Genomic DNA, 13,430 nt, shown 5'->3' on the forward strand with positions numbered 1-13,430 from the left:
AACCGGAATCCGTACGTACACGGAGTTCGCGCCTCGCCCGTCTCCGCCCCCGTCCCCTCATTTCTTCCCTCTGTCCGCTCTCCCTCTGCCGAGGTGTTCCGTCATGACACAGCCGCCGCCCCCGCCCCCGCCGTCCGGACCGCCCCCGCAGGGCGGCGGCTTCGGCGCGCCCCAGGACCCGCCGCCCGGCGGCTTCGGCCCGCCGCAGCCCCCGGCCCCCCAGGGGCACCCGGCGCCGCCGCCGGGCCCGCCCGCCCCGCCGCCCGGGCCCCCGGCCGGACCGCCGCAGAGCCCGCCGCCCGGCTACGGCTATCCGCAGCAGCCGCCCACCCAGCCCGGCTACGCGTACCCCGCCCAGCCCCCGGCCCCGGCGCCGGGACAGGCGTACGGGCAGCAGCCGCCCACCCAGCCCGGCTACGGCTATCCGGGCCAGCCCCAGCCCCAGGGCTACGGCTACCCCGGACAGCCCGCGCCCCCGGTCCCCGGCGGACCGGGCGGCCCCGGCGGCGGGAAGAAGAAGCTCAGCGCCCAGGCGAAGATCATCATCGCCGCGGCCACCTGTGTGGCGCTGATCATCGGCGGCGGCGTGATCTACGCGACCGTCGGCGACGACGGCAAGAAGGACACCAGCACCTCCCGCGGCAAGGGGGGCAAGAAGGGCGGCGACGGCAGCGACGGCGGCGACGGCCAGAGCGACGAGGACGGCGGCAAGGAGGCCGTACCGGACGATCCCCAGGCCCGGTTCGCCTTCAGCGTCGACCATCCGCCGATCACCGATGTCACCGACTTCAAGGGCTCCTGGGTCACGGACAAGGCGTATGTGAAGCCGGGTGTCGCCGAGGTCGTCGGCTACGACCGGGACAAGGGCAACGTCCTCTGGAAGATCCCGCTGCCCGGCCAGACCTGCGGCGGCTCCCGCCACCAGTCCGCCGACCACAAGGCCGCGATCCTCTTCGAGCCCGCCAGGACCACCAAGTCGGGCACCGGCCGGTACCAGCCGTGTTCCGAGGTCGGGGTGATCGACATGGCGAGCGGCAAGCTGCTCTGGCGGAAGTCCGTCAACTCCCCGCTCGGCGGCGACCGGCCGATCCGGTTCGACGAGGTCACCATCAGCGGTACGACGGTCGCCGCGGGCGGTCTGGACGGCGGCGCGGCCTTCGACCTGAACAACGGTACGGTCCGCTGGAAGCCGACGACGTCCGACGGCGACTGCGAGGACCGCGGCTACGCCGGAGGACCCGCCCTGGTCGCCGTCCGCTCCTGCGGCGGCTACAACAACGAGCAGCTCTCGGTCGAGCAGCTCGACCCGGCGACCGGCCGCCCCGTCTTCTCGTACAAGATGCCCGTCGGGGTCGACTACGCCAGTGTCGTCAGCACCAAGCCGCTGGTCGTGGCGGCGGATGTGGGCGACACCGGGAAGTTCGGCATCTCGGACTTCTTCTCCATCGACGCGCAGGGCAAGCTGCTGACGAAGGTCTCGGCGACCGGCGACCGGTTCGAGGCCCGCTGCGGCGCCACCGAGGTCGAGTCCTGCACCAAGGTCGCCGTCGGCAACGGACGGCTCTATCTGCCGACCTCGCCCCACACCGGCGGCGGTGAGAGTGTCCGCCGTACCAATGAGATCGTCTCGTACGACCTCACCACCGGTAAGCCGCTGCCGGGCCGGGCCGACGCGGGCGACGGCTACACCTCCTACCCGCTGCGGATGGACGGCGACGATGTGATCGCCTACCAGGAGGCCCCGTACGACAAGGGCGGCCAGGTCGTCAGGATCAATGGGAATACGCTGAAATCGACGGTGCTGCTGCGTAATCCGGCCGACGAGAAGTCGAAGGACCTCGAACGCTCCATGGCCATCGGGGACGGCGAGCTTCGGTTCGTCGACGGCCGGCTCTACATGAGCGAGGAGCTGATGAGCGAGCCCCGTCCGGGAGCCGACAAGGACTATCTGGCAGTTGCATTCACGCCGCAAAAGTAAAAAGGCGACCGGTTTTCGCCCCTTCGCGGCCCAGGTACTGCTGCGGTGAAAGCTGATTCGCGGAACAGTAGTGGCCCGGTGCGGGAGCTTTCCGTACCGGGCCGCCGCCTTTTGGTCATGCGGTGGTCATGCCATGGTCATAAGTGACCCTGTTGAGTGGCTCAATCGGCAGTCTTGGGTACTTCTGCCGACTCGAGGCACGCGATGTCGAACAGGCGTGTAGCTTGCCGGGGCAAGTTGCACCGGGGGGATGGGAGTTGCTCGATGGGCGTGCGGCTCATGGTGGTCGACGATCACAGACTGCACGCCGAGGCGCTCGCCTCGGCGTTGAAACTGCGCGGGCACCGCGTGCTGGCCGCGACGGCCCCCGTGACGGGCGCGGCGGACCTGGTGGTCTCCCGGGCGCCCGAGGTGTGCCTGCTGGGCACCGCGTCCCCGGCCGAACCGGGCGTCTTCGACCCGGTGGTACGGATCAAACGGGAGCGGCCCCAGGTCGCCGTGGTGGTCCTCGGCCCGGTCCCCAACCCCTGGGGCATCGCCGCGGCCTTCGCGGCCGGAGCCTCGGGCTATGTCCGCCACGACGAGCGGATCGAGGGCGTCGAACGCGCCATGATGAAGGCCAGGGCGGGTGAGGCGGTGGTCGCCCCCGGGCTGCTCCAGGGCGCCTTCGCCGAACTGCTCAACCCGGTCTCCCAGCCCGACGACGAGGGCCAGCGGCTGCTGCGGCTGCTGACCCCGCGCGAGGTGGAGGTCCTGGTCCGGGTCGCCGAGGGCGAGGACACCCGGCTGATCGCCGCCGGGATGGGGATCGCCCCGAGCACCGCGCGCACCCATGTCCAGCGGGTGCTGATGAAGCTGGGCGTCGGCTCCCGGCTGGAGGCCGCGGCCCTGGCGGCCCGTACGGGGCTGCTGGACCGCGCGGCTCCGCCCGCGCCTGCCCTGCCCGCCTTGCCGCCGCAGCCGGGCCGGATCCGCTGAGCCGTTCCCCGGGTTCCCCGGGGGAGGACCGGGGCCGGGGCCGGGGCTTCCGCCGGGATGGCACGACGGACAGGGATGTTGGATTCTGGTGAGGTATGTTGGCTTCTGTTGAGGTGGATGAGAGGGTATCCGCCGTGAGGAAGACCGCGATCCGGCTCGCCGACGGCCGTGAACTGCTCTATTACGACGCCGACGCCGACGCCGACAGGGCCCGGGCCGGGAGCGCGGACGCCCGTACCCCGGCCGGGAGCGCGGCGGGCCGTACGGACCGGGCGACCGCCGCCGACACCCGGGCCCTCGGGCCCGTCGCCACCGGCTCCGAGATCCGGTACGACCCCCTCCTCGGCGAACCCGTCGTCATCGCCTCCCACCGGCAGGCCCGTACCTACCACCCGCCGTCCGACGCCTGCCCCCTCTGCCCCTCCAGCCCCGGCCGGGCCACCGAGATCCCCGCCGACGGCTACGAGGTCGCCGTCTTCGAGAACCGCTTCCCCTCCCTCGCCGGGGAGACCGGCCGCTGCGAAGTCGTCTGCTTCACCTCCGACCACCACGCCTCCTTCGCCGACCTCGGCGAGGACCGGGCCGGACTCGTCCTCGACGTCTGGACCGACCGCACCGCCGCGCTCGCCGCCCGGCCCGGGATCGAACAGGTCTACTGCTTCGAGAACAGAGGCGCCGAGATCGGCGTGACCCTCGGCCATCCGCACGGCCAGATCTACGCGTTCCCGTTCGTGACCCCGCATACCGGGCGCATGCTCCGGGCCTCCGCCGACCACACGGCCCGGACCGGCCGCAACCTCTTCGACGACACCGTCGCCCGGGAGACCGCCGACGCCGTCCGGGTCGTCATCGCCGGGGACCACTGGACCGCCTATGTGCCGTACGCCGCGCGCTGGCCGTACCAGATCCGGCTCCACCCCCGGCGCCGCGCCCCCGATCTGCGCGAACTCGACGACGCGGCACGGGCCGAGTTCCCCGGCGTCTATCTGGAGCTGCTCCGCCGCCTCGACCGGGTCTTCGGGCCGGGGGAGCCCCCGACCCCGTACGTCTCGGCCTGGCACCAGGCGCCCTTCCGGGCGCCCGGCCGGGACGCCTTCGGACTCCACCTGGAACTCTTCACCGTGCGCCGCGCCCCCGGCAGGCTCAAGTACTTGGCCGGGACCGAGTCCGGTATGGGGTCCTTCATGAACGACGTACCGCCGGAGGCCGCGGCCCGGCGGCTGCGGGAGGTGGCGAGCGCGTGAACCGGCGCGACGGCCGCGAGGGGCGTACGAGCCGCTGGACGGCGCCCGGCCGGGTCAACCTCATCGGCGAGCACACCGACTACAACGACGGCCTCGTCCTGCCCTTCGCCCTCCCCCTCGGCGTCACCGTCACGGCCACCCGGCGCGACGACGGGATCCTGACCCTCCGCTCCGACGCCGCGCCCGCCGGCCCCGTCGCGCTCCCCGTCGCCGGACTCGCGCCCGGGTCCGGGCCGCGCGGCTGGACGGACTATCCGGCGGGCGTCGTCTGGGCGCTCCGCGCCGCCGGGCACCCCGTCGGCGGCGCGGACCTCGCCGTCACCGCCGACCTCCCGGCCGGAGCGGGCCTCTCCTCGTCCGCCGCGCTCGAAGTCGCCACCGCCCTCGCCGTCGCCGACCTGTACGGACTCGGCGAACTCGCCGCCGACCGGGCCGAACTGGCCCGCCTCTGCCAGGCAGCCGAGAACGAGTACACCGGCGCGCCCACCGGGATCATGGACCAGATGGCGTCCGCCTGCGCCGAGGCGGGACACGCGCTGCTCCTCGACACCCGCGACCTGGCCCGGCGGCACATCCCCTTCGACCCCGCCGCCGCCGGACTGACGCTCCTCGTCGTCGACACCCGGGTACGGCACGCCCACGCCGACGGCGAGTACGGCCGCCGCCGCGCGGGCTGCGAGGCGGCGGCCCGCGCGCTCGGGATCCCCACCCTGCGGGACATCCCCTACGAAGACCTCGCCCCGGCGCTCACCCGGCTGCGGGACCCCCGGGCGCGGGCGCTCGCCCGGCACGTCGTCACCGAGAACCACCGGGTCGAACGCGCGGCGGCGCTCCTCGAAGCGGGCGATTTCGCCGCCCTGGGCCCGGTCCTCACGGAGGGCCACGCGTCGCTCCGGGACGACTTCGCCGTCTCCTGCCCCGAAACGGACCTGGCCGTCGCCACGGCGGTCGGCGCGGGGGCGCTCGGCGCGCGGATGACGGGGGGAGGGTTCGGGGGAGCGGTGATCGTCCTCCTGGAGACACCGTCGGTCCCCCGGGTGTCCCGCGCCCTGACGACGGCCTTCCGAACCCATTCGCTGAAGCCGCCCCGCTTCTACCCGGCCCCTCCGTCCCGTGGCGCCCACGCGCTCTCTCCCTGACCGGCCCCGCCGTGGGTGCTCCCGGGGTCCCGCGCCCGGCGACTTGATGTTGTCGGCGGTCCGCGGCCCGCCCGTGGCTCGGCCTTGAAAAGGGCCCCGCCCTCGGTAAGAGGGGCCACCTCTTCCCAAGGGCGTTGAGGAGGGCAACCAGGGGCGCGGGGAACTGCGCGACAAGCCACCGACGGCGCGCGGTCGCCCGACGGCATTCGCCCGGCTGGACGGGTGGCGTGGGCCTCACTCGAAGAGCCAAGGCGCCGGGCGAGGCCCGGGTGGTTCGGGGCGGCAACCCGGAGGGCCCGCGGCGCGGGGTCACCGGGACGCGCGGAGCGCAGGGGGTGCCGCCCCGGGGGTGCGGCGGCGGAGGGGGTGCCGGTGACCCCGCGCCGGGATCCGCCTGGTCCGCACCCTGGGGCGGCCACGGGCCGTACGTCGGGGGACGCCGACCCGCCGGACCGGCCCCGGCGGAGGGGCTCAGGCCCCGCCGGAGTTTCCGTACAACTGGTGGATGGATACCTGGATGTGGTGATACATCAGGATCAGCCGGTCCGTGTCCACCAGCCTCGTCCCGCCGCGTCCGGCGTGTCAAGGAATCCCCGGCCCGGGACGGTGTCCGGGCCGCGCCATCACCGGGCGATCGCCCCGCCGGAGCCGGGCTCCGCGGATTCCGGATCGAGTCTCCCGTTTCCCATGCATCCCAACGAACTCATGGGTAACCTTCCAGTACAACCCATCCCCCAGAGCTGGTCATCAGTTCTGCAAATACGCTTCCGCTTCCGCCCGCCGTCCGTACTCTGATGGTCAACGCCGGTGGGGGCCGGTGTTGATCTGGGGACGAGACAGCGGGGTACGAATCCCGGGGTGGGGTAATTCAGTCACGGCGCGGCAGTGGCCGGGCGGGGCTGACGGTCCGTCTCGGGCGGCGTTTTCCGCACCGAGCCGTCCTCCGACACAGGGGGTGTGTCTGTGGTCCGTATCCGGGTCCTGGTGGTGGACGACCACCGAATCTTCGCCGAGTCGCTGGCCGCGGCCATGGCGGCGGAGCCCGATGTCGATGTGGGGGCCGCGGGCAGCGGGCCCGCGGCCCTGCGATGTCTGGAGCGTGCCGCGGCCGACGGCAGACCGTTCGACGTGATGCTGGTGGACGCCGATCTGGGCGCCGCGGCGGTACCGCCGCAGGGGGTTCGCGCCCCGGTGGCCCGGGCCGTGGCGGACGACGGCGAGGACGGTCCGGACCGGCTGGTCGACGGTCTGAGCCTGGTCTCGGGGGTGCGTTCCGGCCAGCCGGAGGTCCGTTGCGTGGTCCTCGCCGAGAAGGACGATCCGCGCCGGGCGGCCCTGGCCCTCCAGGCGGGCGCCTCGGGCTGGGTCGCCAAGGATTGTTCACTTCAGCGACTGCTGGCCGTGATCCGGGGCGTACTGCGGGAGGAGACGCATCTGCCGCCCGCTCTGCTCACGGGTGTGCTGCGGGAGCTGACGGCGGCCCGCAAGCACCGGACGGAGAGCGAGCGGCTGGTGGAGTCGCTGACCCCGCGGGAGCGCGAGGTGCTGCGGTGCATGGTCGCCGGACTGGGGCGCAAAGCGGTCGCCGAGCGCCTCTTCCTGTCGCCGCACACCGTCCGGACGCATATGCAGAACGTGCTCGGCAAGCTCGGGGTGCATTCGACGCTGGCCGCCGTCGCGCTGGCCCGCCGGGCCGGGGTCGGCCCGGCGGATCCGGCCGGGAAGCTAGCCGGGAATGTTGTCGAACGGGGCGGTCAGCTGGCGTAGCAGCGCCGCCAGTTCCGCCCGCTGGGCGTGGGAGAGTTCGGCGAGGATCGCGCGTTCCTGGGCGAGCAGCCCGGCGAGCGCGCGATCGGCGCGATCACGCCCTTCGGGGGTGAGCCGGACCAGGACTCCGCGCCGGTCGGAGGGGTCGGGCAACCGCTCGACCAGGTCTCTTTTCGCCAGCCGGTCGATCCGGTTGGTCATGGTGCCCGAGGTCACCAGGGTCTGGGTGAGCAGTTGTCCCGGGGAGAGCTGATAGGGCGCGCCCGCCCGTCGCAGCGATGTCAGGACGTCGAACTCCCACGGCTCCAGATCGTGCTCCGAGAACGCGATCCTGCGGGCCCGGTCCAGATGCCGGGCCAGCCGGGAGACGCGGCTGAGCACTTCCAGTGGTTCCACGTCGAGGTCGGGGCGCTCGCGGCGCCATGCTGCGACCAGTCGATCGACCTCGTCCTCCATGACGATCAGTGTAGAGGGTCTGTCGATATGAAGTCTCTTGACGTCAAGAGATAATGTGGCGGATGGTGGGGCAGGGACGGGCCGCGACTCGTTCCGTTTCGGCCCGATGTTCCTGCGAGGGGGCTCTACCGTGAATTCCGTACCCATTTGGGATCCGCATCAGTACCTGCGTCATTCGGGTCACCGTGCCCGGCCGTTCCTCGATCTGCTGGCCCGGCTGCCGGAGCCGCCCGCCGCCCGGCTCCGGCCGCCGCGGATCGCCGATATCGGCTGCGGTCCCGGCAATGTCACGGCCCTGCTGGCCGAGCGCTGGCCGACCGCCGTGATCACCGGCTTCGACAATTCGCCGGAGATGCTGGCACTCGCCGAGAAGGAGCACGCGGGGGCCACCCCGGGCGGCGGCCGGCTCGATTTCCGGGAGGCCGACGCCGCGTACTGGACGCCGGATGAGCCCTATGACCTGATCGTCTCCAACGCGGCCCTCCAGTGGGTGCCCGGCCATGCCGATTCCTTCGCCCGCTGGATCGACGCGCTCACCCCCGGCGGTGCCTTCGCCTTCCAGGTCCCCGGAAATTACGAGGCCCCCAGCCATGCCCTGCTGGGGACCCTGTGCGCGCTGCCGGAGTGGCGGACCCGGCTGGCGGGCCGGGGCCGGGACTTCGCCCATGTCCTCGACCCGGCCGACTACCTCGACCGGCTGACCGGTCTCGGCTGCGCCGCCGACGCCTGGGAGACCACGTACTACCAGTTGCTGCCCGGGGAGGATCCGGTCCTCGACTGGGTGAAGGGGACGGCGCTGCGGCCCGTACTGACGGAGCTGGGCGACGACGCGGATGCGGTGGACGCCTTCCTCGGGCAGTACCGCGATCTGCTGCGGAAGGCGTATCCGGCGGGGCCGCACGGCACGGTCTTCCCGTTCCGCCGGATCTTCGCGGTGGCCCGTACACCGGAGGCGTAGCGGTAGGCGGGGGTACGGGGCCGGAGCCCGCGAGGCGCGAGCCCGCCCCGTACCCGGATCCCGTACCCGGATCCCGCGCGGGGGCCGGGTACGGGTCGCCGGTCAGTTCCTGCGGTGGCCCACCAGGCGCGGCCGCTGCTCCAGGCCGTCCAGGCCGTGCCACGCCAGATTCACCAGATGCGCCGCGACCTCGGACTTCTGCGGGCGGCGGGCGTCCAGCCACCACTGGCCCGTCAGCGCCACCATCCCGACCAGAGCCTGGGCGTAGAGCGGCGCCAGCTTGGGATCGAAACCCCGGTTCTTGAACTCCATCCCCAGGATGTCCTCGACCTGGGTGGCGATATCGCTGATCAGCGAGGCGAACGTGCCCGTCGACTGGGCCACCGGCGAGTCCCGGACCAGGATCCGGAATCCGTCGGTGTACCGCTCGATGTAGTCGAGGAGGGCGAAGGCCGCCTGCTCCAGCAGCTCCCGGGGGTGCCCGGCGGTCAGCGCCCCGGTCACCATGTCCAGCAGCTGGCGCATCTCCCGGTCGACGACGACCGCGTAGAGCCCCTCCTTGCCGCCGAAGTGCTCGTAGACCACCGGCTTGGACACCCCCGCCGTGGCGGCGATCTCCTCCACCGACGTGCCTTCGAAGCCCTTCTCGGCGAAGAGCACCCGACCGATGTCCAGCAGTTGTTCCCGGCGCTCGGCGCCGGTCATCCGGACCCGGCGCCCCCGCCGCGCGGTGGTTCGGGGCTTCGCCGGGTTCACCGTGCTCGCCGTGCCCGCCGCGTTTGCTGCGTTCGCCGCGGGTGCTGCGGTTGTCTCGGTCCGGGTACTGCTGCCGTCGGTCGCCACATCGTCCATCATGCCGTGTCGGCCGCTCCGCCGGTCCGGGGGGACGTGGCGCGACGGGCCTCGACGCGTTCGGCGCTGGGCCAGCGGACGTCGTACGCCCACCCCAGCTTCTCGAACCAGCGGATCAGCCGGGCACTGGAATCGACCTGGCCACGCAGTACGCCGTGGCGGGCCGAGGTCGGATCGGCGTGGTGCAGGTTGTGCCAGGACTCGCCGCAGGAGAGCACCGCGAGCCACCACACGTTGCCCGAGCGATCACGTGATCGGAACGGCCGCTTGCCCGTGGCGTGGCAGATCGAGTTGATCGACCAGGTCACGTGGTGCAGCAGGGCGACCCGGACCAGGGACCCCCAGAAGAAGCCGGTGAAGGCGCCCCACCAGGAGAGCGTCACCAGACCGCCGATGATCGCCGGGAGCGCCAGCGAGAAGAAGGTGAGGACGACGAAGTAGCGGGAGATCGCCCGGATCGCCGGGTCCTTGATCAGATCGGGGGCGTACTTGTGCTGCGGTGTCCGCTCCTCGTCGAACATCCAGCCGATATGCGCCCACCACAGGCCCTTCATCAGGGCGGGGACCGTCTCGCCGTACCGCCACGGCGAGTGGGGGTCGCCCTCGGCGTCGGAGAACTTGTGGTGCTTGCGGTGGTCGGCGACCCAGCGGACCACCGGGCCCTCGACGGCGAGGGAGCCCGCGACGGCCAGCGCGATCCGCAGCGGGCGCTTCGCCTTGAACGAGCCGTGGGTGAAGTAGCGGTGGTAGCCGACGGTGATGCCGTGGCAGCCGATGAAGTACATCCCGACCAGCAGGCCGAGATCCAGCCAGCTCACCCCCCAGCCCCAGGCCAGCGGGACCGCCGCGGCCAGGGCGACGAAGGGGACGGCGATGAAGAGGAGCAGGGTGATCTGTTCGATCGACCCCTTCTCGTCCCCGCCGAGGGTGGCGGAGGGCGGGGTGGCGCCCCCGGCGGGCGCGCCGTCCGGGCCGGGACGGGGGCCGGGTGCCGTGCCCGGTTCCGCCTCCGGGCCCGGGGCGTCGTCGAGCAGATGGGGGCTAGTCGTCATGAAGGGTCCCCTGGGGGGTGAGGAATGGTAGGAGATGTCCGCGTCTGAGCCGTGCTACGGCTGCGTAACCTACGGCATCGTAAGTATGGCAGCGCTCAGCTCGGCGGCAAGAGCCCCACTCGATGGCACCGGGTGCCAGGGCGCCTATCCTGGGAGCTGCCGGACAGCGCGGTCCGCCGACTCCAGTACCCCTCCAGACGTGCTCGAACACCGCAAGGAGCAGCACCTGTGAGCAGTGCCGACCAGACCCCCACGGCCAGCGCAGAACTCCGGGCCGACATCCGCCGACTGGGCGACCTCCTGGGCGAGACCATCGTCCGCCAGGAGGGATCCGAACTGCTCGACCTCGTCGAGCGAGTCCGAGCCCTCACCCGCAGCGACGGCGAGTCCGCCGCTGAACTGCTGGGCGACACCGATCTGGAGACCGCGGCCAAGCTGGTCCGCGCCTTCTCCACCTACTTCCACCTGGCCAACGTCACCGAGCAGGTGCACCGTGGCCGGGAGATGCGGGAGCGGCGCGCGGCCGAGGGCGGGCTGCTGGCCCGTACCGCGGACCGGCTCAAGGACGCCGACCCCGACCATCTGCGGGCCACCGTCCGCAACCTCAACGTCCGGCCCGTCTTCACCGCCCACCCCACCGAGGCCGCCCGCCGCTCCGTCCTCAACAAGCTGCGGCGGATCGCCCAGCTCCTGGAGGGCGACGCCGCGGTCGGCTCCGGCCCGGCCGACCGGCGCCGCTGCGATCTGCGGCTGGCCGAGAACATCGACCTGATCTGGCAGACCGACGAACTGCGGGTGGTCCGCCCCGAACCCGCCGACGAGGCCCGTAACGCCATCTACTACCTCGACGAACTCCACGCCGACGCCGTCGGCGACGTCCTGGAGGACCTGGCGGCCGAGCTGGCCAGGGTCGGCGTCGAGCTGCCCGCCGGGACCCGGCCGCTGACCTTCGGCACCTGGATCGGCGGCGACCGGGACGGCAACCCCAATGTCACCCCCGACGTCACCTGGGACGTGCTGATCCTCCAGCACGAGCACGGCATCACCGACGCCCTCGCCCTGGTCGACTCGCTGCGCGGACTGCTCTCCAACTCCATCCGCTACACCGGCGCCACCGACGAACTCCTGGCGTCGCTGGAAGCCGACCTGGCGGCCCTGCCGGAGATCAGCCCCCGCTACAAGCGCCTCAACGCCGAGGAGCCGTACCGCCTCAAGGCCACCTGCGTCCAGCAGAAGCTGGAGAACACCCGCGCCAGACTCGCCAAGGGCACCGCCCACGAGCCCGGCCGGGACTACCTGGGCACCGCCCAGCTCCTCGCCGACCTCACCCTGATCCAGACCTCCCTCCGGGCCCACCGCGGCGGACTCTTCGCCGACGGCCGGATGGACCGCACCCTGCGCACCCTGGCCGCCTTCGGGCTCCAGCTCGCCACCATGGACGTCCGCGAGCACGCCGACGCCCACCACCACGCCCTCGGCCAGCTCTTCGACCGGCTCGGCGAGGAGTCCTGGCGGTATGCCGACATGCCGCGCGACTACCGGCAGAAGCTGCTCGCCAAGGAGCTGCGCTCGCGCCGGCCGCTGGCCCCGACCCCGGCACCGCTGGACGCCGCCGGGCAGAAGACCCTCGGCGTCTTCCACACCGTGAAGGAGGCGTTCGAACGGTTCGGGCCCGAGGTCATCGAGTCGTACATCATCTCGATGTGCCAGGGCGCCGACGACGTCTTCGCCGCCGCCGTCCTCGCCCGCGAGGCCGGACTGCTCGACCTGCACGGGGGCTGGGCGAAGATCGGCATCGTGCCGCTGCTGGAGACCACGGACGAGCTGCGGGCCGCCGACGTCATCCTGGACGAGATGCTCTCCGACCCGTCCTACCGGCGGCTGGTCTCCCTGCGGGGCGACGTCCAGGAGGTCATGCTCGGCTACTCCGACTCGTCGAAGTTCGGCGGCATCACCACCTCCCAGTGGGAGATCCACCGGGCCCAGCGGCGGCTCCGCGACGTCGCCCACCGGCACGGAGTACGGCTCCGCCTCTTCCACGGCCGCGGCGGCACCGTCGGCCGGGGCGGCGGCCCCACCGCCGAAGCCATCCTGGCCCAGCCGTGGGGCACCCTCGACGGCGAGATCAAGGTGACCGAGCAGGGCGAGGTGATCTCCGACAAGTACCTGATCCCGTCGCTGGCCCGGGAGAACCTGGAGCTGACGGTCGCCGCCACCCTCCAGGCGTCGGCGCTGCACACCGCGCCCCGCCAGTCCGAGGAGTCCCTGGCCCGCTGGGACGCGGCGATGGACACCGTCTCCGACGCGGCCCACTCGGCCTACCGCAGGCTGGTCGAGGACCCCGACCTGCCCGCGTACTTCTTCGCCTCCACCCCGGTCGACCAGCTCGCCGACCTCCACCTGGGCTCCCGGCCGTCCCGCCGCCCCGACTCCGGGGCCGGACTCGACGGACTGCGGGCCATCCCGTGGGTCTTCGGCTGGACCCAGTCCCGCCAGATCGTCCCCGGCTGGTTCGGAGTCGGCTCCGGCCTCAAGGCCCTCCGGGAGGCCGGACTGGACACCGTCCTGGACGAGATGCACGAGAAGTGGCACTTCTTCCGCAACTTCCTCGCCAATGTCGAGATGACGCTGGCCAAGACCGATCTGCGGATCGCCCGCCACTACGTCGACACCCTCGTCCCCGACGAGCTGAAGCACGTCTTCGCCACGATCGAGGCCGAGCACGAGCTGACCGTCCGGGAAGTCCTGCGGATCACCGGCGGTGAGCGGCTGCTCGACTCGCACCCGGTCCTCCAGCAGACCTTCGCGATCCGGGACGCCTACCTGGACCCGATCTCGTACCTCCAGGTCTCCCTGCTGGCCCGCCAGCGCCGGGCGGCGGCGGCCGGCGAGACCCCGGACCCGCTGCTGGCCCGGGCCCTCCTCCTGACGGTCAACGGCGTCGCGGCGGGCCTGCGCAACACGGGCTGACCCGTCACTTCGACCCCTCGGGGTCAACGCCACTCC

10 protein-coding genes are annotated in these 13,430 nt (G+C 72.4%); 7 read left to right on the forward strand and 3 right to left on the reverse strand.

Translation table 11 applies throughout. From position 1 onward, the window contains the following. Positions 1-103: 103 nt before the first annotated feature. The 5 genes from ABZ714_RS21170 (at position 104) to ABZ714_RS21190 (ending at position 7,106) form a co-directional block, all read left to right on the forward strand. Entirely contained in the window at positions 104-1,978 is a 1,875-nt protein-coding gene (locus tag ABZ714_RS21170) for a PQQ-binding-like beta-propeller repeat protein (RefSeq protein WP_358826813.1), read from the forward strand. A 264-nt stretch (positions 1,979-2,242) separates the two neighbouring features. Continuing rightward, positions 2,243-2,956 (forward strand): response regulator transcription factor, encoded by a 714-nt coding sequence (locus ABZ714_RS21175; RefSeq protein ID WP_358826814.1) that lies wholly within the window; start codon positions 2,243-2,245, stop codon positions 2,954-2,956. A gap of 134 nt (positions 2,957-3,090) precedes the next feature. Then, entirely contained in the window at positions 3,091-4,200 is a 1,110-nt protein-coding gene (gene galT / locus ABZ714_RS21180) for a galactose-1-phosphate uridylyltransferase (protein ID WP_358826815.1), read from the forward strand. Then, on the forward strand, positions 4,197-5,339 hold the full coding sequence (gene galK / locus ABZ714_RS21185; RefSeq protein ID WP_358826816.1) for a galactokinase: 1,143 nt from the start codon (positions 4,197-4,199) through the stop codon (positions 5,337-5,339). Before galT ends, galK begins: the two co-directional genes overlap by 4 nt. A 963-nt stretch (positions 5,340-6,302) precedes the next feature. Further along, positions 6,303-7,106, forward strand: coding sequence for a response regulator transcription factor (locus ABZ714_RS21190; protein ID WP_358826848.1), 804 nt, complete (start codon positions 6,303-6,305; stop codon positions 7,104-7,106). Here ABZ714_RS21190 and ABZ714_RS21195 read toward each other — a convergent pair. Further along, positions 7,065-7,562, reverse strand: coding sequence for a MarR family transcriptional regulator (locus tag ABZ714_RS21195; protein ID WP_358826817.1), 498 nt, complete (start codon positions 7,560-7,562; stop codon positions 7,065-7,067). The genes ABZ714_RS21190 and ABZ714_RS21195 overlap by 42 nt on opposite strands. A gap of 130 nt (positions 7,563-7,692) precedes the next feature. Here ABZ714_RS21195 and ABZ714_RS21200 point away from each other — a divergent pair, with 130 nt between their 5' ends. Next, positions 7,693-8,520, forward strand: coding sequence for a trans-aconitate 2-methyltransferase (locus ABZ714_RS21200; RefSeq protein WP_358826818.1), 828 nt, complete (start codon positions 7,693-7,695; stop codon positions 8,518-8,520). Between the two features lie 102 nt (positions 8,521-8,622). Here the strand turns inward: ABZ714_RS21200 and ABZ714_RS21205 are convergent, their stop codons facing one another. Both ABZ714_RS21205 and ABZ714_RS21210 read right to left on the reverse strand, forming a co-directional pair. Further along, positions 8,623-9,372, reverse strand: coding sequence for a TetR/AcrR family transcriptional regulator (locus ABZ714_RS21205; protein ID WP_358826849.1), 750 nt, complete (start codon positions 9,370-9,372; stop codon positions 8,623-8,625). Beyond that, entirely contained in the window at positions 9,372-10,424 is a 1,053-nt protein-coding gene (locus ABZ714_RS21210; protein WP_358826819.1) for a fatty acid desaturase, read from the reverse strand. Before ABZ714_RS21210 ends, ABZ714_RS21205 begins: the two co-directional genes overlap by 1 nt. 228 nt (positions 10,425-10,652) lie before the next feature. Between ABZ714_RS21210 and ppc the strand changes: the two genes are divergently transcribed. Continuing rightward, the gene (gene ppc / locus ABZ714_RS21215) at positions 10,653-13,394 is read left to right on the forward strand and encodes a phosphoenolpyruvate carboxylase (RefSeq protein WP_358826820.1); all 2,742 of its coding nucleotides are present in this window, start codon (positions 10,653-10,655) and stop codon (positions 13,392-13,394) included. Positions 13,395-13,430 lie beyond the last annotated feature (36 nt).

Source organism: Streptomyces sp. NPDC006798 (assembly GCF_040635975.1).
Lineage (GTDB): Bacteria > Actinomycetota > Actinomycetes > Streptomycetales > Streptomycetaceae > Streptomyces.